This window comes from Pseudoduganella sp. SL102, assembly GCF_027856995.1.
In the GTDB taxonomy this organism is placed as follows: domain Bacteria; phylum Pseudomonadota; class Gammaproteobacteria; order Burkholderiales; family Burkholderiaceae_D; genus Rugamonas; species Rugamonas albidiflava.
Map to the genome: position 1 here is coordinate 5614953 of NZ_CP115554.1, position 25491 is coordinate 5640443.

General features: G+C 65.1%; 23 protein-coding genes and 1 pseudogene. 12 read left to right on the forward strand and 12 right to left on the reverse strand.

Features of this window, described 5'->3' with window-relative positions:
• Window positions 1-38 precede the first annotated feature (38 nt).
• The 8 genes from cheA to flhD form a co-directional block, all read right to left on the reverse strand.
• On the reverse strand, window positions 39-2258 hold the full coding sequence (gene cheA / locus OU994_RS23650; protein WP_281607935.1) for a chemotaxis protein CheA: 2220 nt from the start codon (window positions 2256-2258) through the stop codon (window positions 39-41).
• A gap of 46 nt (window positions 2259-2304) precedes the next feature.
• Window positions 2305-2670: a response regulator gene (locus tag OU994_RS23655; protein ID WP_131144812.1), complete on the reverse strand. Its 366-nt coding sequence runs from the start codon at window positions 2668-2670 to the stop codon at window positions 2305-2307.
• An 83-nt stretch (window positions 2671-2753) separates the two neighbouring features.
• Window positions 2754-3302 carry a chemotaxis protein gene (locus OU994_RS23660; protein WP_131144811.1) on the reverse strand — a complete coding sequence of 183 codons (549 nt, stop codon included), beginning with the start codon at window positions 3300-3302 and terminating at the stop codon, window positions 2754-2756.
• Window positions 3303-3340: 38 nt separating this feature from the next.
• Entirely contained in the window at window positions 3341-4291 is a 951-nt protein-coding gene (gene motB / locus OU994_RS23665) for a flagellar motor protein MotB (RefSeq protein ID WP_281607936.1), read from the reverse strand.
• Between the two features lie 171 nt (window positions 4292-4462).
• A complete protein-coding gene (gene motA, locus OU994_RS23670) occupies window positions 4463-5323 on the reverse strand; it encodes a flagellar motor stator protein MotA (RefSeq protein ID WP_281607937.1) in 861 nt (286 codons plus the stop codon).
• A 122-nt stretch (window positions 5324-5445) separates the two neighbouring features.
• Complete coding sequence (locus OU994_RS23675) at window positions 5446-6123, reverse strand: cyclopropane-fatty-acyl-phospholipid synthase family protein (RefSeq protein ID WP_281607938.1); 678 nt, start codon at window positions 6121-6123, stop codon at window positions 5446-5448.
• 142 nt (window positions 6124-6265) lie between these two features.
• Window positions 6266-6817: a flagellar transcriptional regulator FlhC gene (gene flhC / locus OU994_RS23680; RefSeq protein ID WP_281607939.1), complete on the reverse strand. Its 552-nt coding sequence runs from the start codon at window positions 6815-6817 to the stop codon at window positions 6266-6268.
• Between the two features lie 33 nt (window positions 6818-6850).
• Window positions 6851-7168: a flagellar transcriptional regulator FlhD gene (gene flhD, locus OU994_RS23685; protein ID WP_131144806.1), complete on the reverse strand. Its 318-nt coding sequence runs from the start codon at window positions 7166-7168 to the stop codon at window positions 6851-6853.
• Window positions 7169-7878: 710 nt separating this feature from the next.
• Here flhD and kynU point away from each other — a divergent pair.
• The 5 genes from kynU (at window position 7879) to OU994_RS23710 (ending at window position 13450) form a co-directional block, all read left to right on the forward strand.
• Window positions 7879-9123, forward strand: coding sequence for a kynureninase (gene kynU / locus OU994_RS23690; protein ID WP_281607940.1), 1245 nt, complete (start codon window positions 7879-7881; stop codon window positions 9121-9123).
• An 11-nt stretch (window positions 9124-9134) separates the two neighbouring features.
• Window positions 9135-9974, forward strand: a complete 840-nt coding sequence (gene kynA / locus OU994_RS23695; RefSeq protein WP_131144804.1) for a tryptophan 2,3-dioxygenase — start codon at window positions 9135-9137, stop codon at window positions 9972-9974.
• A gap of 62 nt (window positions 9975-10036) precedes the next feature.
• On the forward strand, window positions 10037-10705 hold the full coding sequence (locus OU994_RS23700; RefSeq protein ID WP_281607941.1) for a ribonuclease T2: 669 nt from the start codon (window positions 10037-10039) through the stop codon (window positions 10703-10705).
• 58 nt (window positions 10706-10763) lie between these two features.
• A complete protein-coding gene (locus OU994_RS23705; protein WP_281607942.1) occupies window positions 10764-12998 on the forward strand; it encodes an ATP-binding protein in 2235 nt (744 codons plus the stop codon).
• Entirely contained in the window at window positions 12992-13450 is a 459-nt protein-coding gene (locus OU994_RS23710; RefSeq protein ID WP_281607943.1) for a response regulator, read from the forward strand. The genes OU994_RS23705 and OU994_RS23710 overlap by 7 nt, the downstream gene beginning before the upstream one ends.
• Window positions 13451-13466: 16 nt before the next feature.
• Here OU994_RS23710 and OU994_RS23715 read toward each other — a convergent pair whose 3' ends face one another.
• A complete protein-coding gene (locus OU994_RS23715; RefSeq protein WP_281607944.1) occupies window positions 13467-15065 on the reverse strand; it encodes a response regulator in 1599 nt (532 codons plus the stop codon).
• Window positions 15066-15310: 245 nt separating this feature from the next.
• Between OU994_RS23715 and OU994_RS23720 the strand changes: the two genes are divergently transcribed.
• Complete coding sequence (locus OU994_RS23720) at window positions 15311-15916, forward strand: CHRD domain-containing protein (protein WP_281607945.1); 606 nt, start codon at window positions 15311-15313, stop codon at window positions 15914-15916.
• A gap of 163 nt (window positions 15917-16079) precedes the next feature.
• On the opposite strand, the pseudogene OU994_RS23725 reads toward OU994_RS23720, so the two are convergent.
• Window positions 16080-16223: pseudogene (locus OU994_RS23725) on the reverse strand (SDR family oxidoreductase); the annotation flags it as partial.
• A gap of 221 nt (window positions 16224-16444) precedes the next feature.
• Here OU994_RS23725 and OU994_RS23730 point away from each other — a divergent pair.
• The 4 genes from OU994_RS23730 (at window position 16445) to OU994_RS23745 (ending at window position 19823) form a co-directional block, all read left to right on the forward strand.
• The gene (locus tag OU994_RS23730) at window positions 16445-16678 is read left to right on the forward strand and encodes a hypothetical protein (RefSeq protein ID WP_281607946.1); all 234 of its coding nucleotides are present in this window, start codon (window positions 16445-16447) and stop codon (window positions 16676-16678) included.
• A 2-nt stretch (window positions 16679-16680) separates the two neighbouring features.
• A complete protein-coding gene (locus OU994_RS23735) occupies window positions 16681-17679 on the forward strand; it encodes a LysR family transcriptional regulator (RefSeq protein ID WP_281607947.1) in 999 nt (332 codons plus the stop codon).
• 31 nt (window positions 17680-17710) lie between these two features.
• Window positions 17711-18928: a GDSL-type esterase/lipase family protein gene (locus OU994_RS23740; protein ID WP_281607948.1), complete on the forward strand. Its 1218-nt coding sequence runs from the start codon at window positions 17711-17713 to the stop codon at window positions 18926-18928.
• Between the two features lie 259 nt (window positions 18929-19187).
• Window positions 19188-19823, forward strand: coding sequence for a PEP-CTERM sorting domain-containing protein (locus OU994_RS23745; RefSeq protein WP_281607949.1), 636 nt, complete (start codon window positions 19188-19190; stop codon window positions 19821-19823).
• A gap of 333 nt (window positions 19824-20156) precedes the next feature.
• Here OU994_RS23745 and htpG read toward each other — a convergent pair whose 3' ends face one another.
• Both htpG and OU994_RS23755 read right to left on the reverse strand, forming a co-directional pair.
• Window positions 20157-22064 (reverse strand): molecular chaperone HtpG, encoded by a 1908-nt coding sequence (gene htpG / locus OU994_RS23750; protein ID WP_281607950.1) that lies wholly within the window; start codon window positions 22062-22064, stop codon window positions 20157-20159.
• Between the two features lie 104 nt (window positions 22065-22168).
• Complete coding sequence (locus OU994_RS23755; protein ID WP_281607951.1) at window positions 22169-23695, reverse strand: PLP-dependent aminotransferase family protein; 1527 nt, start codon at window positions 23693-23695, stop codon at window positions 22169-22171.
• A gap of 244 nt (window positions 23696-23939) precedes the next feature.
• On the opposite strand from OU994_RS23755, the gene OU994_RS23760 reads away from it, so the two are divergent.
• Both OU994_RS23760 and OU994_RS23765 read left to right on the forward strand, forming a co-directional pair.
• The gene (locus tag OU994_RS23760) at window positions 23940-24863 is read left to right on the forward strand and encodes a DMT family transporter (RefSeq protein ID WP_281607952.1); all 924 of its coding nucleotides are present in this window, start codon (window positions 23940-23942) and stop codon (window positions 24861-24863) included.
• 151 nt (window positions 24864-25014) lie between these two features.
• Window positions 25015-25476, forward strand: a complete 462-nt coding sequence (locus OU994_RS23765; RefSeq protein WP_131148940.1) for a RidA family protein — start codon at window positions 25015-25017, stop codon at window positions 25474-25476.
• Window positions 25477-25491 lie beyond the last annotated feature (15 nt).

A 25491-nucleotide genomic window follows, 5' to 3' on the forward strand; every position in this document is an offset into this window, starting at 1 on the left:
TCCGCACTGGCCGGGTCCGGGCCCTCGGCCTGGTTCGCTCAGCCCAACTCGCTCAGCGTGGCTTCGCCGACCAGCTGGCGCGACGAGCGGATCAGCGCGGCCACGTCCAGGATCAGTGCCACCCCGCCGTCGCCGAGAATGGTGGCGCCGGAGATGCCGGCCACCTTGCGGTAATTCGATTCCAGGTTCTTCACCACCACCTGCTGCTGGCCGACCAGTTCGTCGACGAACAGGCACGCCTTCCTGCCTTCGGTTTCCAGGATCACCAGGATCCCTTCCCACGGTTCGGAGAAGCGCGGCGCGATGCCGAACATCTGGTACAGCGGGATCAGCGGCAGGTATTCGCCGCGCACCTTGACGACGCGGCCCTTGCCGGTGATCTCGCGCACGTCCTTCCGCTCGGGCTGCAGCGACTCGACCACGAAGCCCAGCGGCAGGATGTACACCTCCTCGCCCACGCGGATCGACATGCCGTCGAGGATCGCCAGCGTCAGCGGCAGCGAGATCGAGATCGTGGTGCCGAAACCTTTCGCCGAGCGGATATCGACCGTGCCGCCCATCGCCGTGATGTTGCGCTTGACGACATCCATGCCCACGCCGCGGCCGGACACGTCGGTCACCTGCTCGGCGGTCGAGAAGCCCGGCGCGAAGATCAGCTGCCACACCTCGGCATCGGGCATCGTGTCCGACACCGGCAGGCCGTTCTGCTTCGCCTTGGCCAGGATGCGATCGCGGTTCAGGCCACCGCCATCGTCCGATACCTCGATGATGATGTTGCCGCCCTGGTGCGACGCCGACAGGAACAGCCGGCCCGCGTCGGCCTTGCCGGCGGCGCGCCGCACGTCGGGCATCTCGATGCCATGGTCGATGCTGTTGCGCACCAGGTGCGTCAGCGGGTCGACGATGCGCTCGATCAGGCCCTTGTCCAGTTCCGTGGCCGCGCCGTTGGTGATGAAGTCCACTTTCTTGCCCAGCTTGTGGGCCAGGTCGCGCACCATGCGCGGGAAGCGCGAGAACACAAAGTCCATCGGCATCATGCGGATCGACATCACCGCTTCCTGCAGGTCGCGGGTGTTGCGCGTCAGCTGGCCCACCGAGGCCAGCAGCTTCTCGTGCACCATCGGGTCCAGCGCATCGACGCGCTGCTCGATCATGGCCTGCGTGATCACCAGCTCGCCCACCAGGTTGATCAGCTGGTCGACCTTTTCGATGGACACGCGGATCGACGACGATTCGGCGCCGGGGGCCTGCGCGACGGCGGAAGCGGCTTTCTCCACTTCCTTCTTCAGTGCCTTGCGGTCCTCGGCGGCCTGCTCGGCCGGTGGCGTGTCCTTGATGCCCGCGGCGGCGCGGATCTGCTCGACCGGCTGGAAGAAGCCGTAGCCGCGCGCGTCTTCGCTGCCGCTCGCGGCGCTGGCACGGATCTCTTCCAGGGGCTGGAAGAAACCGTAGCCTTCGCCGGATTGCGTCGCCGTCTTTTCCGCGGACGTCAGGGGCTCGAAGAACCCGTAGCCGAGATCGTCCTCGACTTCCTTGCGGGCGGCCTGCTCCAGCGCCGCCTGCTCGTCCGTCAGTGGCGGCAGCTCGACAATGTGCATGTCTTCCGTGTTCAGCACGAACGAGCAGATCGCCACGATGTCGTCCAGGCTTTCATGCGTGGTGACGACCATCGCGTTGCGGTCGTTGTCGATCGGCGCGACGACCACGTGGGCCAGCAGGCCCAGCTCGGCCGCCAGCGCCGTCACTTCGCGGTGCGCCATCTTCGGCAGCTCGAGGCGCCAGCGGCGTCCGCCGCTGTGGTCGACCGTCTCGCTTTCCGTGACGGCGCCCTGGAAGGCCGGCGCCACGTGGGCGATCGCTTCCACCTGCACGTCCTGCGCCAGGTGCTGCAGCATCATCCGCACGTCGCCGACGGCATCCTGGTCGACCGGGGTACCCAGCCGGTGGCCGTCGAGCTGCATCTTCAGCGCATCCTTGGCGGCCAGGAAGGCGTCGACATGGTCGAGCGTGAGCGCCATCTCGCCCTTGCGGATCCGGTCCAGCAGGGTCTCGAGAATGTGCGTGACTTCGGTCATGTCGGTCAGGCCGAACGTGCCGGCGCCGCCCTTCACCGAGTGGGCGGTGCGGAAGATCGCGTTCAGGTCTTCCTCGGTCGGCGCGTCGATGTCGACCGCCAGCAGCAGCCGCTCCATTTCAGCCAGCAGTTCCTCGGCCTCGTCGAAGAAGACCTGGAAGAACTGGCTTATATCGATGGTCATGGCGCTACTCCGCGAATGCTGTTTGCCAGGCTTGCGGCACGCATGATCAGCCGATGACCTTCTTGACCACCTCGATCAGGCGCTGCGGATCGAACGGCTTGACCAGCCAGCCGTTGGCACCGGCCGCGCGGCCCTTGGCCTTCATCTCGTCGGACGACTCGGTGGTCAGCATCAGGATCGGCGTCTTGGCGTAGGCGGGTAGTTCGCGCAGGCTCTTGATGAGCTGCAAGCCATCCATCTTCGGCATGTTCTGGTCGGTCAGCACCAGGTCCACGGCGCCCTGCTTGGCTTTTTCCAGGCCGTCCACGCCGTCGACGGCTTCCACCACCTGGTAGCCGGCGGCCTTCAGGCTGAACGCCACCATCTGGCGCAGGGAGCTGGAATCGTCAACCGCAAGAATCGTTTTAGCCATGTTGTTATCTCACTTATCTACTATTGCTGAATGGCGGCGCTTGGTGGCCCGCTGTGGTTTATCTGGTTGTGCAGGCGTCGTGCTCAGAACAGCTCGATGTCGCCGCTCTCGAGGTGCTTCTGGCTGACGGCCTTGCGCAGCACGTTGCGCAATTCCAGGCTCTGGATCGCCAGCGCCATGCTGACCTTGCCCAGCAGCTCGACCATCTCGTCGTTGTCGCTGTCCGGGTTCATCTCGGCGCCATGGGCGCCCAGCGTGGCGAGGAACTCGCGCAGGCCCGTCACGCGCTTCAGCGTGCGGTCGATCAGCTGGCTCGTCATGTCCTGGAACTGCATGCTGGTGATCGCCGCGTTGACATACGTGCCGACCTGGTCGTTCATGGCCTCGAGCTTTTCCTTGGCGTCGAGCGAAGGCGTGCCGCCGTCGAGCAGCAGGCGGATCGTGCCTTGCTGGTCATTCACGGCCGAGTGGATCGCCATGAAGTTCTGCGACAGCTTCTCGATGGCTTCTTCCAGCAGCAGGTTGGTCTGCAGCAGGTCGGTCTCCACCTCCGTCAGGTGCCGCTTGCCGTGGTCCGACACACCGGACAGCAGGCGCTTCACGTGGGAGCCGAGGATTTTTTTTCTGTTCATGTAAATCTCGCGTTGACGCTTCTTGCGTGGTTTGCTTCTTATTGCCGTGCCAGCGGCACCGGCGGTGCTGGTTCCTGCGTCGCTTCCTGCGCCGCCCCGTCGCCGGTACCGATCTCCAGCTTGCCGGCATCGCGCATCAGGCCCTCTTCGGTTTTCTTGTTCATCACGATGATGCTGATGCGCCGGTTGATCGGATTGAACGGATCCTTGCGGTCCAGGTTCACGGCCGATCCCAGGCCAACCACGCGCATCACCTTATTGTCCTGCATCCCGCCCTGAACGAGCGCGCGCCGCGACGCATTGGCGCGGTCGGCCGACAGTTCCCAGTTGCTGTAGCCGTTTTCCGAGAAATACGGCGTGGCATCGGTATGGCCGGACAGGCCGATCTTGTTCGGCACGTCGTTCAGGATCGGACCGATCTCCTGCAGGATCTCGCGGGTATAGCCGGCCAGCTCGGCCTTCGCGCTGGGGAACATGGGCCGGTTCTGCTCATCCACGATCTGGATCCGCAAGCCTTCGCTGGTGAAGTCGAGCAACAGCTGGTTCTTGAACTTCTGCAGCGCGGGCGAATTCTCGATCTTCTGCTGCAGGCGCTCCTTCAGCCCCTGCAGTCGCTGCGTTTCTTCCCGTTCCATGGCCTGTTTCGCGGCCGTCAGGTTGAAGGTCTTCTTGGTCGTCGCGGGGTCGTCGCCGCCCTTCACCTGGCCATCCTTGCGCGTCAGGTCCTTGCCGCCCCCGGGGATCACGGACGAGCTGTCGCCGCTGCCCGAACCGCCCTGCATGGCCACCTTCAGCGGCGTCTTGAAGAATTCCGAAATCCCGTTCAAGTCGCCCTTGGTGGTCGAACCCAGCAGCCACATCAGCAGGAAAAACGCCATCATCGCCGTCACGAAGTCGGCATACGCGATCTTCCACGCGCCGCCGTGGTGACCGCCGCCGCCCTTCTTGATGCGCTTGACGATAATGGGCCGCAGGCCTTCATCAGCCATGATGCTTACTCCACTGCAAGTTGATCTTGCCTACCATGGACCTCGGGAAACCGTAATGAGCGACGTCAGACCTGGTTGAGGCACGCAGTCGTACTTTAGTACGACCGGTCCGCCGGTGCGGAGTACCGCAGACCAGCGTATGGCGCCGCGCAATAGGTTTATCGAGATCCATTACTTGGACTTGGATTTCTTGATGTGATCTTCCAGCTCGGCGAACGTGGGGCGCTCGGTCGAGTACAGGACCTTGCGGCCGAATTCGACCGCGAGCGCCGGCGCGTAGCCGTTCAGGCTGGCCAGCAGCGTGACTTTCACGCACTGGAACATCTTGGACGATTCTTCCAGTTTCTGCTCCAGCAGGCTGGCCAGCGGGCCGACGAAACCGTAGGCCAGCAGGATACCGAGGAAGGTACCGACCAGCGCCTTGGCGATCAGCAGGCCCAGCTCGGAAGGCGGCATGCCCACCGATTCCATCGTGTGCACCACGCCCATCACCGCCGCCACGATACCGAAGGCCGGCAGGCCATCGCCCAGCTTGGCGATCACGTGCGCCGGCACCGCACCCTCGTGGTGGTGGGTTTCCAGTTCGTTGTCCATCAGGTTTTCGATCTGGAACGCATCCATATTGCCGGACACCATCAGGCGCAGGTAATCGGTCATGAATTCCACGATATGGTGGTCCTCCAGCACCGACGGGTACTTGGAGAACAGCGGGCTCTGTTCCGGCGTCTCGATATCGCCTTCGATCGACATCAGGCCTTCCTTGCGCACCTTCGACAGGATGTCGAACAGCAGCGACATCAGGTCCATGTACAGTTCCTTCGTGTACCGCGAGCCCTTGAGCAGCGTGGGCAACGCGGCCAGCGTGGCCTTGAGGGACTTGTTGTTGTTGCCGACGAAAAGGGCACCCAGGGCAGCGCCGCCGATCATCACCAGTTCCAACGGCTGGAACAGGATCGCGATGTGTCCGCCAGACATTACGTAGCCGCCGAACACGCTGGCGCAGACCACGATATAACCGATAATTAATAGCAAGCCTGCAAACTCCTATGAAGTAGTGGGGCAACCGGATACCACGGCAAAACACGGGCGCCGCAAAATAATTCCACAGGGAACTACAATAGCGTGAGAAAGCCCGCCTCGCAAGGGAAAGCCAATCAAAACGCCCAAACAAATAGTGGTGGAGCCCCCTCTGTGGTAAAGATGGTCTTGTCCGGCTTGAAACCCGGGATATTAAATTCGTAACTCACTAACAGACTGCCAACTTTCATTTCCCGGCGCGCCTTGTCAAATAAGCCCGACATTACCGCCGGTGATAAATAAGCAAACACCAGGTCGTAGTCGCCGAAATGAATCTTTTCATAATCGCCGCGGATGAACCGGGCCCGGCTGCCGCTTATTCTGGCACGCCACGTCGAATATAAATACGGCACCGGCGCCAGCTCGATGCCGGCGCATTCGGCATCCGGGCGGACCCGCGCCAGGTGCAGCGTGAATCCGCCCAGCCCGCTCCCGACATCGATCACGCGCACGCCGGGGCGCGCCGGCAGCAAGGCTTCGACAGCATGCCAGACCGCCGGCCTGGACGGAAAATACGGTACCTGGGTGCGGAACGTGGACCAATACCAGCCCAGCAGCACGATGAACACGGCGAGGAACAGGATCGGCGGCAGGCGCAGTGCCAGTGCCGCCAGCAGCGCGACCGGGAACAGCAGTTCGATGATGCGCCACCACGGCGCCAGGCCGATCTTCCACGTGATCAGCATGGCGATGGCGCCCTGCAGCACGGCGGCTTCCAGCAGGCTCAGGCCGTGGCCGAACGCGTCGAGCGCCACGCCCAGCGCGGCGGTGGGCAGCAGTGCGACCAGCTGCACGAGCAATGCGCGCACGGCGGGCAATTGAAAAAGCCGGGGTGGCGTCATGCGCCACCCCGGCTTTCGGTAACGGAAATCTTGCAGCGGGAACGCTGTGGGCCGGTCACGCGGCGACAGCCTCTTCTCGGGATTTGCGGGTCTTGCCGGCCCGCGACGGCATGTGGCACAGGCCGCAATGGTAGTCGCCGTTCAAGTCCATGCCGTTGACGATGAACTTGCCCTGGCATTTCTTGCAAGCTTTTAACTCCAGCATGCGGCTGCCGAAGAAGCGGACCAGGGTCCACGCCCGCGTCAGCGACAGCAGCGGCTCTTCGCCGGGCGCCGGCGGCATTTGCTCCAGGTACAGCTGGTAGGCTTTCATCACGGCGTGGATGCCGCTGGCACCGGCGTGCCGGACCAGGAAATCGTGGATGTTGATGAACAGGGATGCGTGGATGTTCGGCTGCCAGGTCAGGAACCAGTCGGTCGAGAATGGCAGCATGCCTTTCGGCGGCGACACGCCCTTCAGCTCCTTGTACAGCTTCAGCAGGCGTTCGCGCGACAGCGACACCTCGGATTCCAGCAGCTGCAACCGTGCGCCCAGGTTGATCAGCTCGATCGCGAGCCCGATTTCCTGTGCTTCGCTGACGACGCTCTTTTTGCCCGCATTGCTCATGTTCCGCTCCCCGTATTGATCTTAGTGTACCGCTCAGGCGATTTCTTCGACGCCCTGTCCCGCCATCAGGATCGCCGCGTGCGACTGGGCCAGCGAACGGTCCTTGTTGTAGTTGGTAAGCATGCCGAGGATCGCGCTGTCGTCGAAGCGGAAGCGGGCCAGCATCATGTTGCCGCCTGCCAGCTTCAGGATCTGGGCGTTGCTCATGCCTTCGATCAGGTCGGCGATGTCAGCCGAGATGCCGAGGCGGAAGATGGCGGTGACCTTGTCCGCGCGGATCATCTGCTGGGCCAGCATCAGATAAGAGAGGTTCGCATCGCGGATCTCGGCCATCATGTCGTTCGCAGTCATTGTGTGCTCCTCAAAGCGTTTCCGTTGAGACACATTCTGCGGTAGGGCCCCGTGCACGAGAAGAGGCAGCTGTCTGTATTTGAGGTAGGGAAATGGCGATCGCGCCCTGTCAGCGTTTGTCTGACAAACGCAGGGCGATCAGAGCGGCGCGCCAGTGCTGGCGCGGCTTTGCGGGTGATGGTGGCGGACAGGAAATCGTCTTTATCTCGCCGTAATGCAGATGTGCGACTGACGCTTTTTAGCGACATCTAAACCGGTAACGGCTGCCGTTCTGAAAACTTTAGGGTGATCAGCAAAAAATTTTAAGATTTTTTGCTGTCATCCAATGCAACGAACAGAGGGGCTTTCCCGGGCATCTGGATGGGGTAACGGCGGGGGTGGCGGGAACTTTAGGGTGATTTTGAAAAAAATCCGGTTTTTTTTACACCATCTTTCGATGCCATTCATTCAACTGACATCTATTTACCTGCCATTTAATTAACTGACATTTATTCAACTGACTTTCATGCAACTGTTACCGACGCAATTGCCATCTCATCAACTCCGTAATAACCATGCGGTTTTGATAACGGATTATTTCTCAACCAGTTCCCGCTAACTGTCCCGTTATCAACGGCGCAAGACGATATCCGCCGGGGCGGATGATGCCTGGATGACATCCCCGCCATGCTACACTCCCGCCTTCTTCCGACAAGCGCCCCGGAGCCCTCATGCATTCCTCCCGTACCGATTGCCTCGCCCGCGATGCCGCCGACCCGCTGGCCCCATTGCGCGACGCTTTCGCGCTGCCGGCCGGCGTGATCTACCTGGACGGCAATTCGCTGGGCGCGCGCCCGAAAGCCGCGGCCGCGCGCGCCGCCGAGGTCATCGAGCTGGAATGGGGCAACGACCTGATCACGAGCTGGAACACGGCCGGGTGGTTCGACATGCCGAAGCGGCTGGGCGACAGGCTGGCGCCGCTGCTCGGCGCGCAAGCGGGCGAGGTCGCCGTCACGGACACCACGTCGATCAACCTGTTCAAGGCACTGGCCGGCGCGCTGGCGATCCAGGCGGCGGATCCGCGCCGGGTGGCGATCGTGACCGAACGCAGCAACTTCCCCACCGATATCTACATGGCCGAGGGCTTGTCCGCCTGGCTGGCACGGGGGCACACGGTGCGCCTGGTCGACAGTCCGGGCGAAATCCCGGCCGCGCTGGGCGACGACACGGCCGTGCTGCTGCTGACGCACGTGAACTACCGCACCGGCCACATGCACGACATGGCCGCGCTGACCGCCCTGGCCCACCAGCATGGGGCGCTGGCGGTATGGGACCTGGCCCACTCGGCCGGCGCGGTGCCCGTCGACCTGCATGGCGCGCAGGCCGACTTCGCGGTCGGCTGCACTTATAAATACCTGAACGGAGGCCCCGGCGCACCGGCGTTCATCTGGGTGCCCGCACGCCACCAGGGGGCATTCACGCAGCCGCTGTCCGGCTGGTGGGGCCATGCCACGCCGTTCGCGAGGGCGCCCTCGTTCGCGCCCTGCGCGGGCATCGGCCGCGCGCTGTGCGGCACCCAGCCGGTGGTGTCGCTGGCGCTGGTGGAGTGCGGGCTGGACGTGTTCGCACAAACCGACATGGCGGCGTTGCGCGCCAAGTCGCTGGCGCTGACCGACCTGTTCATCGCCCTGGTCGAGGAACACTGCGCCGGCCACCCGCTCGAACTGGTGACCCCGCGCGAGCATGCGCGGCGCGGCAGCCATGTCAGCTTCACCCATCCGCACGGCTACGCGGTGATGCAGGCGCTGATCGCGCGCGGCGTGATCGGCGACTACCGGGAACCGCACATCATGCGCTTCGGCTTCACGCCGCTGTATACGAGCTTCACGGAAGTGTGGGATGCGGTGGCTATCCTGAAACGCATCCTCGACGACGCCACCTACGACGTCACCGCCGCTCGCGGCGCGGTAACCTGAAGGACCCCGGCATGGACCAAGACAACAAGGACGCGCAGTGGCACGGCGCGCAGATGGATTTCTCGAAGTCGATGAGCTACGGCGACTATCTCGGCCTGGAACAGATCCTCAGCGCGCAGCACCCGCTGTCGCCGAACCACAATGAACTGCTGTTCATCGTGCAGCACCAGACCAGCGAGCTGTGGATGAAGCTGATGCTGCACGAGATGCATGCGGTGCGCGAGCACATCCGCCGCGACGACCTGCCGCCCGCCTTCAAGATGCTGGCACGCGTGGCGCGCATCATGGACCAGCTGGTGCACGCCTGGGACGTGCTGGCCACCATGACGCCGCCAGAGTACACGGCGATCCGCCCCTACCTGGGCGCCTCGTCCGGCTTCCAGTCCTACCAGTACCGCGAGATCGAGTTCATCCTGGGGAACAAGAATGCGCAACTGCTGGCCGTGCACGAACCGGTACCGGCCACCCACGCGATCCTGCACCGCGCGCTGCACGAACCGTCGGTGTACGACGAGGCGATCCGCCTGCTGGCGCGGCATGGCCTGCCGGTATCGGGCGCCCGCCTGGCCGCCGACCCCACGCTGCCCACCGTGGCGGACGATTCCGTCAAGGCGGCCTGGCTGGAGGTGTACCGCGATCCGGCGCGCCATTGGGCCCTGTATGAGCTGGCCGAGAAACTGGTCGACCTGGAAACGGCCTTCCGCTTCTGGCGCTTCCGGCACGTGACGACCGTCGAGCGCATCATCGGCTTCAAGACGGGCACCGGCGGCACGGCCGGCGTCAGCTACCTCCGCAAGATGCTCGACGTGGTGCTGTTCCCGGAACTGTTCGCGCTGCGCACGGAACTTTAACAATAAGCTGTGCCGGGCATCTGCCCGCACCGGAACCTGTCATGAGCTGGAGTCAACCAACAATGAAACACGCAATCCCCCGCGCCCTGCTGCTGGCCGCTGCCCTGCTGTGCGGCGGCGCGCAGGCGGCAAAGAACAAGAGCGTGGGCGAACCGGGCGAATTCGATTACTACGCGCTGGCGCTGTCCTGGTCACCGTCCTATTGCGCCACCAACGGCGGGCGCGACCCGAACCAGTGCGGCAGCGGCCGCCGGCTCGGTTTCGTGCTGCACGGCCTGTGGCCGCAATACGAGAACGGCTATCCGCAGAACTGCTCGCGGGACCCGCTGCCCGATCACCTGCGCCGCAAGTACGAAGGCATCTATCCATCGCCGAAGCTGATCGGCCACGAATGGAAGAAGCACGGCACCTGCTCCGGCCTGGGTCCCGAACAGTACCTGGCGCTGTCGGCCAGGCTGAAGGATGGCGTGGTGGTGCCCCCGGCATTCAGGGCGCCGGACCAGCCGGTGCGCGTGACGACCGCCCAGTTCAAGGACGCCTTCCGGGCCGCCAACCCGCGCCTGGCCGAGAATGCGATCGTGCCCTTCTGCGGCGGCGCCGGGCGCTTCCTGCGCGAGATCCGGGTCTGCTACCGCAAGGATGGCGCCTCGCGCAGTTGCGGGCAGGCTGAAATCAGGCTTTCGCAGAAAAGCTGCGGACAGGAGTCGTTCCTGTTGCAGAGCGTCCGCTGACCAGAAACCGTAGCGTGACCTTGCGCAACAGTAGCCGTTTGCCGGTAAAATTCTGTCCATGACACAGGCGAGCCCCCCGATAGACCTCAGCAGTTGCGAGCGCGAAGCGATCCGCACGCCGGGCAGCATCCAGCCGCACGGCTGCGTGCTGGCGCTGTCGCCGCAGGGTATCGTCGTGCAAGTGAGTGACAACATCGAGCACTGGCTCGGATTGTCCCCGGCTGCCGCGCTGGGGCGCCCGCTGCATGAAGTGATCGATGCCGGGGCGGCGGCCCGGCTGGCACCGGAGTTGCCGGCGGCCAGCGAACGGCCGTCGTTCGCCAGCACCGTGCGGCTCGCCGACCGCGTTTTCGACGTGCTGGTGCACCGCTACGACGAATTGCTGATGCTCGAGTTCGAGGCCGTGCAACGCGCCGGCGCCGCGGATTTTCGCCACCTGTACCCGCTGGTCGGCAATTTCCTGCTGCAATTGAACGATACCGATACGGTCGAAACAATGAGCGCCAGGGCGGCCGACGAAATTCGCGGCATCACCGGTTTCAACCGGGTGCTCGTCTACCGGTTCGACGCCGAAGGCCACGGCCACGTGCTAGCCGAAAGCAACGACGGGCACCTGCCCTCCTACCTCGGCCAGCGCTTTCCCGCGTCCGACATTCCCCCGCAGGCCAGGGAACTGTATGCGTCGAACCGCATCCGGCTGATCCAGGATGCCAACTACACGCCTTCCCGGCTGCTGCCACCGGACAATCCGCTGACGGGTGCGCCGAACGACCTGTCGTTCGCGGCGCTGCGCAGCGTGTCGCCGGTGCACCTGCAGTACATGCGCAACATGGGCACGCTGGCATCGATGTCGGTATCGCTGATGGTCAAGGGCCAGCTGTGGGGGCTGATTTCCTGCCATAACGCGGCGCCGTGCCATATCACGTTCGACAAGCGCACGGCCTGCGAACAGCTGGGCCAGATCCTGGCGCTGCGCGTGGAAAGCCGGGAAGTGCGCGACGAACTGCAGTTCCGCCTCGACGTGCGGCGCATCATGGTGTCGGCGCTGGGCGGCCTCACGCAGGGCGCCAACTTCATCGAGAACATGGGCAACGTGTTCCCCGAACTGCTGCATTTCGCGCGGGCCGGCGGCGCGGCCATCATCGTCGATGACCGCATCGTCAGCTACGGCGACACGCCGGATGAGGCGCAACTGCGCGAGCTGATCGCATGGCTGCAGTCGAACAGCCATGAGGACCTGTACCACACCGACCGGCTGGAGGCCGAATTCCCGCCCGCCGCCGCCTACCGGCAAAGCGCCAGCGGCTTGCTGGCCATGCCGATCTCGCGCATCCACAAGCATTACCTGCTGTGGTTCCGGCCCGAGATCGTCTACACGATCGACTGGGCCGGCAATCCGCACCTGAAGGAAGCCCCCGCCGGTGCGCCCACCCAGCTCAGCCCCCGCAGCAGTTTCGATTCGTGGCGCGAGACGGTGCACGGCACCTCGGCGCCATGGCATCCGGGCGAGATCGAACTGGCGCTGGAATTCCGCACGGCGCTGCTGGGTATCGCGCTCGAGCGCGCCGAGCAGATGGCCGAGCTGGCCGAGGAGCTGGGCCGCGCCAACAAGGAACTGGAAGCGTTTTCCTATTCCGTGTCGCACGACCTGCGCGCGCCGCTGCGGCACATCGTCGGCTTTTCCGACCTGCTGCTGGAGTCGAGCGGCTCCGGCTCGCCGGAGAAGCAGCAGCGCTTCCTCACCAACATCAAGGAATCGGCGCGCCTGGCCGGCAAGCTGGTCGACGACCTGCTGAGCTTCTCGCAGATGGGCCGCGCCTCGTTGCGGCCGGTGCAGGTCGACATGAATGAACTGGTGCAGTCCTGCATCGACAGGCTGGCCCTCGATATCGGCGGCCGCCGCGTCGAGTGGCACGTGGCCGACCTGCCGCCGATCGTGGCCGACCCCACCTTCATCCAGCTGGCCCTGTACAACCTGCTGTCCAACGCGGTGAAATTCACCAGCCGCAAGGATCCGGCCGTGATCCGCATCGACGGGCGGCGCGAAGCCGCCATGACGGTGTTTACCGTGGCCGACAACGGTATCGGTTTCAACATGGACTATGTCCACAAGCTGTTCGGCGTCTTCCAGCGCCTGCACCGGATGGAAGATTTCCAGGGCACGGGCATCGGCCTGGCGAACGTGCGCCGCATCGTGGAGCGCCATGGCGGCACCGTGACCGCCGCCGCGGTCCAGGGCCAGGGCGCCACCTTTACTTTTTCCATCCCCAACTCGCTACCGACCGTATGTTAAAGCCCATCCTGCTCGTGGAAGACAATCCCCACGACCTCGAACTCACCCTGATCGCGCTGGAGAAAAGCCAGCTGGCCAACGAGGTGGTCGTCGTGCGCGACGGCGCCGAGGCGCTCGATTACCTGCATTGCCGGGGCGAGTACGCGCAGCGGCAGAAAGGCAACCCGGCGGTCGTGCTGCTGGACCTGAAGCTGCCGAAAGTGGATGGCCTGGAAGTGCTGCGCGAAATCCGCGAGACGGCCGCCCTCGGGCCCCTGCCGGTGGTCATGCTGACCTCGTCGCGCGAGGAACAGGACCTGGTGCGCAGCTATTCGCTGGGCGTGAACGCGTATGTGGTGAAGCCGGTGGAATTCAAGGAATTCGTGCGCGCGATCTCCGACCTGGGCATCTTCTGGGCCGTGCTGAACGAGCCGCCAGTGGGCTCGCAGCGCTACGTGCGGCCGATCGGCTGACCCGCTTCGACGCAGGTCAGGCGGCCTTGCGCCGCCGTAGCAGATGCCGGATGCGGGCGCTCAGCACGTCCGGGTTATATGGTTTCGGCAGCAGGCTGATGCTCGGGTCCATCTTGCCCTCGTGCGTCAGCACCCCTTCGGCATAGCCGGAAGTAAACAGCACCTGCGCGTCCGGGCAGCGCCGGCGCACCAGGTCGGCCAGTTCCAGGCTGCTCATCCTGCCGGGCATGATCACATCGGTAAACAGCAGGTCGACGCGCGCGCCATTCTCGACGATGCGCGCGGCCTGGTCCGCGTCCGGCGCCTGCAGCACGTGGTAGCCCAGCGCCAGCAGCAACTGGGCGGTGGCATCGCGCACCGCTTCCTCATCCTCGACCACCAGCACCGTCTCGATGCCGCCGAACAGCGGCGTGGCCGCGCCATCGAATTCTTCGGGAATGGCCTGGGTCGCACTGCGGCGCAGGAAGATGCGCACGCTGGTGCCGCTGCCCGGCGTGCTTTTCAGCAGGATCTCGCCGCCGGACTGCTTGACGAAGCCATACGCCATCGACAGCCCCAGCCCGGTGCCCTGCCCGGTCGGCTTGGTGGTGAAGAACGGTTCGAAGGCACGCTGCAGCACGTCGGGCGGCATGCCATTGCCGGTATCGGCCACCTCGATCATCACGTACTCGCCCTGGCCGACTTCGGCGAGTTCGGGCGAACCGGCCGGCACGTTCCGGGCGCGCAGCGTCAGCGTGCCGCCATGCGGCATGGCGTCGCGCGCGTTGATCGCCAGGTTCAGGATCACATTGTGCAGCTGGCTCGGGTCGACGGCCGTGCTCCAGACGCCGGGTGCGATATCGCTCTCGATGCGCGCCTGCGGGCCGAGCACGCGGCGCAGCATCTCCTCCATGTCGGCCAGCACCACGGAGGGATCGATGACGACCGCCTGCAGCGGCTGCCGCCGCGCGAACGCGAGCAGGTGCGATGCCAGGCGCCCGCCCCGCTCCACGCCGGCCAGCGCCGCGTCGACACGGCCGCGCGCGTTGTCGTTCAGGCCGCCCATCAGCTTCACCAGCTGCAGGTTGCCGCCGATGATCTGCAGCACGTTGTTGAAGTCGTGCGCCACGCCGCCCGTCAGCTGGCCGATCGCCTCCATCTTCTGCGCCTGGTGCAGCGCGGCCTGGCTGGCGCGCAGTTCTTCCTGGCTGCGCGCCAGCGACGCGAAGGCGGCGTCGCGCTGGCGGCGCGCCACGCAGGCCGCGCTGTGATAGCGCAGTCGCGCCACCAGTTCACGCGCATCCGGCCATTTCACGAGGTAATCGTTGGCACCGGCGGCAAACGCCTGCACCTTCACCTCGGCATCATGCTCGGACGACAGCATGACGATCGGGATGTGTTCGGTACGGGAATCGGCGCGCAAGTTGCGCACCACCCCGAAGCCATCGGTTCCGGGCATGCGCAAGTCCACCAGCACCACGGTGGCATCGATTTCAAGCGCCAGCGCAACGGCACGCTCGGCGCAGTGCTCGTAGCAGAGCGCGACGTCGGCATGCGCTTCCAGGCAATGCAGAAGGTAATCCTGCGCCAATGGTTCATCGTCGATGAGCAGGACGGAGCAGGAACTGGGTTGCATAGCGCGTCGGGCGGCCCTGAAAAATGTGAACAAAAAGCAAGATTGCATTCTACTATAACGTTGTGCCTTGCTGTGCATGCGGTTTCAACCGTGCGCGGTATCGGCGGGGCGAAGGCTGTCGAGGTATTTGACAGCTCATCCGCAACGACGGGCATGGGGCTGCGCCAAGTCGCTGATTTTGCAATGACTGCGCATGCAGGCGCGCGACTTGCTTGGCCATCTTCTCCACACAAAAGGAGACTCACATGAAGCCTGCAATGTTGCAACGGGTAACGATGGCAGCCTGCGCCGCCCTCGCACTGGGCCTGGCGACGACCGCCGCGAATGCCACCGTGTTTACCGCCACGCTCAATGGCGCCATCGAAGCGCCGCCCAACGAGTCTCCCGGCACCGGCACCGTGACGGTGGATTTCGATATCGCCACGCACATGATGACCATCGACGTCACCTTCTCGGGCCTGCTGGGCCTGACGACCGCCGCGCACATCCATTGCTGCACCGCGGCGCCGGAAACGGGAACCGCCGGCGTTGCCACGGAACTGCCGACCTTCACCGGCTTCCCCACCGGCGTCACTTCCGGCACCTACTCGCACGTATTCGATACGTCGCTGGCGGCCACGTGGAACCCGACGTTCATCACCAACAATGGCGGCACCGTCGCCGGCGCCGAAAGCGCGTTCCTGGCGGGTCTCGAATCGGGCACCGCCTACCTGAACCTGCACTCGGAATTCGCGCCGGGTGGCGAAATCCGCGGCTTCCTGCAGCCGGTGCCGGAACCCGCCACCTATGCCCTGCTGGCGCTGGGCGCGCCGGTGGTGCTGCTGGCTGCGCGCCGCCGCCGCGGCAAGTAATTCAGCAAGAAAGACGGCAAGGGACACAGCAAGGAAAACAGCAAGCAGGCGGCCGGCTGCAACCGGATGGCTGTGCTCGGGGCACTCAGGCGATCACGGCCCCGAGGTCCCGGGCAGGCTGCCGGCCATGGCCGTGGTGCCTGCGTCACGGCCCGCCGCGTGGCAGGCGTTCTTCGTTCCCGGCAACCAGGAGCAGGTCATGGCCGCAGGCGGCCAACCGGTCCGCGTGGATGACGCCGATGCCGGACGATGCACCCGTGACCAAGGCGGTTCCCCGGCCGACCTGCGCATTCCTGACACCCGCGATTGTTCGTGGTGTCGATGCTGTTCGTCACGCTGTTCCTCCGGCTGTGGTGTCGCTGAGTTCTGGCGCGGCTGTCCTGCGGTGAACGCATGATGGCACTGCACCGCGATGGCCGATACGACTCCTCCCCCCGTTTCCGGACATTCCCAACCATTTTCCCGCCTGGTGCACGAGGGACCGGGCACGGCTACAATCGCCGCGTCACCCCTCCCTTTCAGGACATCATGGCCGCCCGCATCGCCCTCGTCGTGTTTTCCGGTTTCCAGATCCTCGACTTCACCGCCCTCACCCTGTTCAAAATCGCCAACCAGATCAGCGGCATCGTGCGCCATGCGGTAGAGAAGCTACACCTCGAAGCGGCGCGATCGCTGCTGGAGGATGGCATCGCGGCCGTCGGGAGGATCGCCTGGGAAGCGCGGCAGCACGCCGGCTACGATGTGCCGGAAACGGCGCGGTAGGCATGGACAGGCAAGCGATCCCCAGGCCGTCGCCGAATCTCAACCTGCTGCGCTCCCTGGACGTCCTGCTCGATACCCGCAACCTCACGGTGGCAGCCGGCATCCTCGGCCTGACGCAATCCACGCTGAGCCGCCAGCTGGCCCAGTTGCGCAGCCAGTTCGGCGATCCGCTGCTGGTGCGCGAAGGCCAGCGCTTCCTGCTCACGGAACGCGCCCGTATGCTGCGTGCGCCGCTGAAAGCGTTGCTGGAATCGCTCGAGACGGTACTGAGCGAACCGGTATTCGACCCGGCCGCGTGCACGCGCCGCTTTGCGATCGCCGGCTCGGATTACCTGGCCGACCACGTGCTGCCCACGCTGGTCGAGGCGATCGGCCGCAAAGCGCCGCGTGCGGAAGTCGTGTTTCGCATGTGGGAGCCGGGCTACTACCGGCTGCTCAGCGACGAGGACATCGACCTGGTCGCCACCATCGCCGACACCCTGCCGGACAACCTGCATGGCCGGGCCATGGGCAAGGACCGTCCCGTGTGCGCCATGCGTGCGGCACATCCATTGGCCCGGCAAGAGCTTGGCCTGGCCGACTACCTGCAGTGGCCTCACCTGCGTGTCACCGGCGGCAGCGACAAGGACAGTTTCGTGGACCAGTACCTGGCGGCACGCGGGCTGCGGCGACACGTGCGGGCCGCGGTGCCGTTCTTCTCGTCCGCACTGCGGATCGCCGGCAACGACGACCTGCTGTGGACCCTGCCCGAGCATATGGCGATCACGCTGTCCCGGCAGACGCCGCTGGCCTGGAAGCCGCTGCCTTTCGACGTGCCGGACTACCAGTACTGGCTCCTGTGGCACTCCCGCAGCCACCACGATCCGGTGCACCAATGGTTCCGCCGCCACGTGTTCGGCGTGCTGCACGGTTTCGACCACGGCGTCACGCATTACGGCATGCAGGATGCGCATGGCAACCATGCGCAACGCGCCATTGATGGGCCGGAGGCCGCCCCGTAGACTGGCGCCATCTCCACAAAGGTTGCCGCCAATGACACGCCAATTCCTACATAGTGCCGCCGCACTGTCGCTTGCCGCGATGCTCGCCACCGCGGCGGCCGGGGCGGAGCAGCCCACCCGCTGGGTCGCCACCTGGGGTGCCGCGCCCGATGCGGCCGGCCCCGCGCTGGCGCCGCAGACGCTGCGCCAGGTCGTGCGCACGAGCCTTGGCGGAACGGCCGTACGGATTGCGCTTTCAAACGAGTACGGGACCGGGCCGCTGGCGATCGGTTCGGCGCACGTCGCCGTGCGCGGCAATGGCGCCGGCCTCGTGCCGGGAAGTGGCCGCGCGGTGACGTTCGACGGATCGCCCACGGTGACGCTGGAAAAAGGCGGCAGCATCGTCAGCGATGCGGTCGACCTGAGGGTCGCGCCGCTGCAGGAGCTGGCAATCAGCCTGTACCTGCCGGCCGGCAGCGCCGCCTCGACGATCCACGGCGCGGCGCTGCAGACCGCCTACATCGCACCGGGCATCGATGCCGCCGCGGCGGAAGCGTTCCCCGCCGGGCCGACCGACGACAGCCGCCATTTCATTACCGGCGTCGATGTCGCGGCGCCAGGCGGGGCCGGGGCCATCGTCGTCGTCGGCGATTCGATCGCCGACGGCATCGGCTCCACGGAGGATGGCAATGCCCGCTGGCCGGACATCCTGGCGCAGCGCCTGAGTGGCGCCGCCGCGCCGGTGGCCGTCGTGAATGCCGGCATTGCCGGCAACCGCATCGTCCGTAATGCCGCCAGGCCCTTCGCCGGGCCCGCGACCATGGCGCGGCTGGAACGCGACGCGCTGGACAAGCCGGGCGTGAAGTGGATCGTGCTGGCACAGGGCATCAACGACATCACGGCAGGTGACATGCTGGCGGACCCCGCCGAAAAAATCGCGGCGCAGCAGATCATCGATGCGATGCAAGCGCTCGTGCGGCGCGCCCATGCGCGCAACGTGAGGGTCTGCGGGGCCACGCTGATGCCCCTGGAAGGCGTGCGGCGTCCGTTCGTGCATTCGCTCGCCGGGGAAGCCGCGCGCCAGCAGGTGAATGCCTGGATCTGCGATAGCGCTCCGTTCGACGCCACCGTCGACCTGGACCGCGCCATGCGCGATCCCTCCCATCCCGGCCGCCTGCAGGCCCGCTTCGACAGCGGCGACCACCTGCACCCGAACGACGCCGGCTATGCCGCCATCGCCGAGGCCGTGCAGGCCGCATGCGTGAAGTGAAGCGCATCGACTGCGCGTTCCACGGTCCGCACGATCGAACGGACGTCAAAAGGCGCTGTGCGCGGTGATTGGGGAACTTCCCGCCGAACCACGGTCTCGCATCCGATGGCATTGCGGATGGTCCATGCCTTCCAGGGCAGCCCAGGTGGCAGCGTTGTCTCGTTACTATTGGAGAGATTCGGCGGCTTGCGTAGCGATACAATCGATCCGCCCCACGATCTTCCATGAGCTTGCCATTCCAACCTTCGAAAGGACCACAATGCGATCGCTTCCTGCCGTCTGTTCACTACTAATTGCCATCGCCGCGACGCCGGCAAGCGCATACGAGGTTACCGTAGAGTACAAGGTCAAGGTCAACAAACTGCTCGTGTACGGTACCGGCTACGTTCAACACAGCGATTTGCTCGGCTTCGATCTCTCTGTCGGCGATGTGGTCACGGGATACTTTATTTACGACACGACAACGCCGCTCATCAGGGACGGGCACGATATGTGGATGCTGTATGAAAATTTCCAGCAATCGGTGGTGTTCGAGAATGCGCCGGGACCGATTGATCTCAGCTACCACGCCGGGCTCAGGGCGTGGGAACTCGACGTGCTCGACATCAACACACATGGCTCCAGCGGCCCGGATGGCCAGGCTACCCTGGCGACCAGTTTCGTCGACGAAGGGCCATACAGGCCACTCAACTTCTACCTGCCGGCGGAGAACCAGTGGTCGAACTTTTCGCCCAGCCTGTCGTCCTTCAACTATTATCATCAGGGAGAGCTCGAAGTTGTTGGGAACATGACATCCTTCCGCGTCGTTCCAGTGCCGGAGCCAAGCACCTACATGATGCTGGCCGTGGGCGGCATGGTGCTGCTCGCCGCTCGCCGCAAGCGTCGTCCATCGTAGCAGCCTCAGCGCACTGCAAGCCCTGCCAGCGCGGCATCGGCCATGCCGTCCGCGCATGGTATCCGGCCGACGAGGCGAACCAGGAAGCGCATGCCTGCGGCGAGATTCCCGACGCGGCATTCGTCGTCATCACCTCGCACGACGACGAGGAACTGTCGAAAGTATCCTGATCGTGCACATCGCCGCCGTGCCGCGCGAATAGGCTTGCGCGACGCTTTCGCGCAAGCCTGAAGCGTACGCCGATATGGCAGGGGCCGTGCCCGCTGGCGCGGACACGGCCCCTGCATCGACCGGACAGCCGGCGAACCGGCTGGAACGGTTACGTCGGCACGGTTACTTCAGCAGCATCTCGTTCATCCGGCGCACGAACGCCGCCGGATCTTCCAGCGTGCCGCCTTCGGCCAGCAGGGCCTGGTCGAACAGCAGGTGCGACCAGTCGCCGAACTTGCCGCTTTCTTCGTTCTCGTATTTCAGGCGGGTGACCAGCGGGTGGTTCGGGTTGATCTCGAGGATCGGCTTGCTTTCCGGCGCGTTCTGGCCGGCCGCCTTCAGCATGCGCAGCAGGTTGCCGGACAGTTCGTGCTCGTCCGCCACCAGGCAGGCCGGCGAGTCGGTCAGGCGGAACGTCACGCGCACGTCCTTGGCCTTGTCGCCCAGCGCACCCTTCATCTTCTCGACCAGGTCCTTGTACTGCGCCTCGGTTTCCTCGTGTTCCTTCTTCTCGGCCTCGTCTTCCAGCTTGCCCAGGTCCAGGCCGCCCTTGGCCACCGAGACCAGTTCCTTGCCGTCGAATTCGGTCAGGAACGACAGCATCCATTCATCGACGCGGTCGATCATCAGCAGCACTTCCACGCCCTTCTTGCGGAAGATTTCCAGGTGCGGGCTGTTCTTCGCGGCCGTGAAGCTTTCGCCGGTCACGTAATAGATCTTTTCCTGGCCTTCCTTCATGCGGCCCACGTAGTCGGCCAGCGCCACGGTCTGTTCGGCGGAATCGTTGTGCGTGGAGGCGAAGCGCAGCAGCTTGGCGAGACGGTCCTTGTTGGCGTGGTCTTCGCCCACGCCTTCCTTCAGCACCTGGCCGAACTCGGTCCAGAAGGTGGCGTACTTGTCCTTCTTTTCCTGCTCGTCGGCGTTGGCCAGTTCTTCCAGCATGCCGATCACCCGCTTGGTGGAACCCTCGCGGATCGCCTTCACGTCGCGCGACTCCTGCAGGATTTCACGCGATACGTTCAGCGGCAGGTCGGCCGAGTCGATCACGCCCTTCACGAAGCGCAGGTAGGTCGGCATCAGCTGTTCCGCGTCGTCCATGATGAACACGCGCTTGACGTACAGCTTGATGCCGCCGCGCTTGTTGCGGTCCCACAGGTCGAACGGCGCCTTGGCCGGAATGTACAGCAGCTGCGTGTATTCGCTGCGGCCTTCCACGCGGTTGTGCGTGTAGGTCAGCGGCGCGCCGAAGTCGTGCGACACGTGCTTGTAGAATTCCTCGTACTGCTCGGGCGTGATGTCGCTCTTCGAGCGGGCCCACAGCGCGCTGGCCTGGTTGATGGTCTCGAGTTCCGCCTTCGTGACCATTTCCTTCTTCTCTTCGTCCCACTCTTCCTTGGCCATCTGGATCGGCAGGGAGATGTGGTCCGAATACTTGGTGATGATCGACTTCAGCTTCCAGGCCGACAGCAGCTCATCCTCGCCTTCGCGCAGGTGCAGGATGATGTCGGTGCCGCGGCTGGTCTTCTCGATGGCTTCCACGCTGTAGTCGCCCTCGCCGGTCGATTCCCAGCGCACCGCTTCACTTGCGTCCAGCCCTGCACGGCGGGTTTCCACGGTAATCCTGTCGGCCACGATGAAGCCGGAGTAGAAGCCCACGCCGAACTGGCCGATCAGCGCCGCATCCTTTTGCTGGTCGCCGGACAGCTTGCCGAAGAATTCCTTGGTCCCCGACTTGGCGATCGTGCCCAGGTGGCTGATCACTTCGTCGCGGCTCATGCCGATGCCGTTGTCGGAGATCGTGACCGTGCGGGCCGCCTTGTCGAACGCCACCCTGATCTTCAGCTCGTGGTCGTTGCCGTACAGGGCATCGTTGTTGATGGCTTCGAAGCGCAGCTTGTCGGCCGCGTCGGACGCGTTGGAAATCAGCTCGCGCAGGAAGATTTCCTTGTTCGAGTACAGCGAGTGGATCATCAGCTGCAGCAGCTGCTTCACTTCCGCCTGGAAGCCCAAGGTTTCTTTATTATCAGACATCGTTACCTCTTTAGTCTTGTTAGCCGGAAATTTTTCGGTTTCAGCGATATGGGATTGATGATTCTATCTTTCAAGAGCTTTTTGACAAAGCCCCCGTTTCCCTGTCACGCGGCTCCCTGGAGTCCGTCTCCCGCAGTTCCCGCAATTCCTTCTCCCCGCAGTTCTTTTTCCAGAAAGCGCCACACGGCCGGGTCCTGCATGGCCGCCACGTTCAGCCGCATGAAGCGGGACGGCAGCTGGCTGGGCGAAAACATGCTGCCGGGCGCCAGCAGGATGCCTTGCGCCATCGCCCGTTCGGCCAGCACATTGGTGTCGCAGCCGGCATCGGCCCACACGAACATGCCGGCCGGCGGCGCCATGTCGATGCGCAGGCCGACCCGCTCCATCTGGCGCACGGTGCGCGCCCGCAGGCCGTCGAGCCGGGTGCGCATGCGTTCGGCGTGCTTGCGGTACACACCCTCGTACAGGATCTTGTACACGATGCGCTCGCCGATGTCGCTGGTGGTCAGCGTCTGCAGCATCTTGCGGTCGGCAAGCCGCCGCGCCAGCTCGGGCGACGTGGCGATGAAGCCCACGCGCAGGTTGGCCGCCATCGTCTTGGAAAAGCCGGACAGGTAGATCACCCGCTGCAACTGGTCCAGCGCGGCCAGCCGGGTCGCCGGCTGCACCGCGCTGCCGGGGTGCAGGTCGCAATAGATGTCGTCCTCGACGATCGTGATGTCGTGCTCGGCGGCGATCCGCAGGATCTGGTACGCCTTGGCGCCGGACAGCGACGTCGAACTGGGGTTGTGCAGCACCGAGTTGATCACGTACAGCTTCGGCTTGTGCAGCGCCGCCAGCTCGGCCAGCCGGGCGATGTCCGGCCCGTCGGCCAGCCGCGGCACGCCGACCACCCGTGCGCCCAGCGCCGCGAAGGAGCCGAACATCAGGAACCAGGCCGGGTCGTCGACCAGGATGGTGTCGCCCGGCCGGGTGAACTCGCGCGCCACCATGTCCAGCGCCTGGGTCACCCCGGCCGTAGTGACGATCTGTTCGGGCGCCGCGCCGATCTCCAGTTCGGCCAGCTTGCGCTGCAGCTGCTGGCGCAACGGCAGGAAGCCCTGCGGCACGCCATAGTTCAGCAGCTGGCTGGCGTTCTGGCGCCCGATCGCACGCAGCGCGTTGGCCACGCTTTCCGCATCGAGCCATTCGCTGGGCAGCACCCCGGTTCCCGGCATCTGCTGGTGCGGCATCTGGCGGAACATGTTGCGCACCAGCCAGACCACGTCCAGCGACTGGCCAGCCGCCTCGGCATCGGCCGCCGCAGTGTTGGCCGCCGGGGCCACGCTGCGCAGCGGCGTGCGTTCGCGGATGAAGAAGCCGGCGCCGCGGCGCGACTCCAGGTAGCCGCGGGCGACCAGCTTGTCGTAGGCGGCCACCACGGTGAACGGCGACACGCCATGGCTTTCCGCGAAGCGGCGGATCGACGGCATACGGCTGCCGCTGCGCAGCATGCGCTCGTCGATGCGCGCCGCCACGGTGCGCACGATCTGGTCGGTCAGCGATTCGCCCGCCGCGCGGCTGAGGGTGCCAACGGCGGGCGATAGCGGGGTGGACAGCGGAGTGGACAGCGGAGGCGATGGTTCGGTCATGGCGTATCGGTCACTGGCATATCGGTTACAGACGCATTGGTCACGGGCATATTGGTCACGCGTGTATTGGTAATCCAGCCATTACAGTAATTCAAATCATGCGGATCGGTGTATTGGCACTGTACTGGCCAATTCTTCTACGATACACCTGAATCCACGAGAAAGCCAAGACCATGAACATGCTGCCCGTCTCGCCCCTCCCAGCAGTCCACCCTGTCATGCCATTGGTGGCTGGAGCGCGGCCATGAGCGCCTCGTCCACTGCCGCACAGGCAGCCACGGTCACGCGCCGGTCCGACGAAACGGCCGGCATGCTGCTCGGGCTGGCCGGCGTGGCGATCTTCAGCCTCACGCTGCCGTTCACCCGCCTGGCCGTGGCCGAGCTGAGCCCGATGCTCGTCACGATGGGCCGCGCCGTGGTGGCCGCGCTGCTGGCGGGCCTGTGGCTGTGGTGGCAGCGCGCGCCGCTGCCCGGCCGTGGCGCGCTGCCGGGACTGCTCGTGGTGGCGGCCGGCTGCGTGATCGGTTTCCCGCTGCTGACATCGTTCGCGATGCGTTCGCTGCCGGCGTCGCACGGCGCCGTGCTGGTTGGCATCCTGCCGCTGGCCACCGCCCTGTTTTCCGCCCTGCGCGGCCACGAGCGGCCGTCGCCCGGGTTCTGGTGCGCGGCGCTGGCCGGGTCCGGCCTCGTGGTCGGCTTCGCGCTGAGCCAGAGCGGCGGCGCCCTGCACGTGGCCGATGTGCTGATGCTGGGCGCCGTGCTGGCGGCCGGCATGGGTTACGCGGAAGGCGGGCGGCTGTCGCAGGCGCTGGGCGGGCAGCAGGTGATCAGCTGGGCACTGCTGCTGTCCCTGCCCGTCGCCCTGCCCCTCGCCGGCTGGGACCTGTGGCGCCATGGCGGCACGCTGGCCGGCGTCGGCGCCGCGGCTTGGGGCGGCTTTGCCTATACCTGCGTGTTCTCGATGTTCGTCGGTTTCATCTTCTGGTACCGCGGCATGGCCCGGGGCGGCGTGGCCCGCGTCGGCCAGGTGCAGCTGCTGCAGCCGTTCCTCACGCTGCTGGGCGCCGCCATCGTGCTGGGCGAGCCGCTGCAGGCGGCGCACCTGCTGTTCGCGCTGGCCGTGATCGGCACCGTGGCGCTGGGCCGCAGGATGGCCGTGAAAAGGTGAGCACCGAAGATCACCGCAGGTGTACGCACCATGTCGGGAACCAGGCGCGGAACGCCTGGCCCGCGCCCGGCGGCAGGTCGTACAATATCGGGAATAAGCTTATTACATTGCGTAATTACAACTCATTCATTACAACCCATCTGGAGACATGATGTCCGTCTACGAAAAACTGAAGTCGCTCGATATCGCCCTGAAAGCACCGGCCACGCCGGCCGCCGCCTACGTCATGCACGTGCAGACCGGGAACACCGTGTTCCTGTCCGGCCACATCGCCAAGAAGCCGGATGGCGCCGTGTGGGTGGGCCAGCTGGGCAAGAATATCGACACGGCGGAAGGCAAGCAGGCTGCCCGCGCGGTGGCGATCGACCTGCTGGGCACGCTGCAGGAAGCCTGTGGCGGCGACCTGAACCGCGTGAAGCGCATCGTCAAGGTGATGAGCCTGGTGAACTCCACGCCGGACTTCACCGAGCAGCACCTGGTCACCAACGGCGCCTCCGAACTGCTGGGCGAAGTGTTCGGCGACGCCGGCAAGCATGCCCGCTCCGCGTTCGGCGTGGCGCAGATCCCGCTGGGTGCCTGCGTGGAAATCGAGCTGATCGCCGAGCTCGCATAAACAAGTAGCCGAATC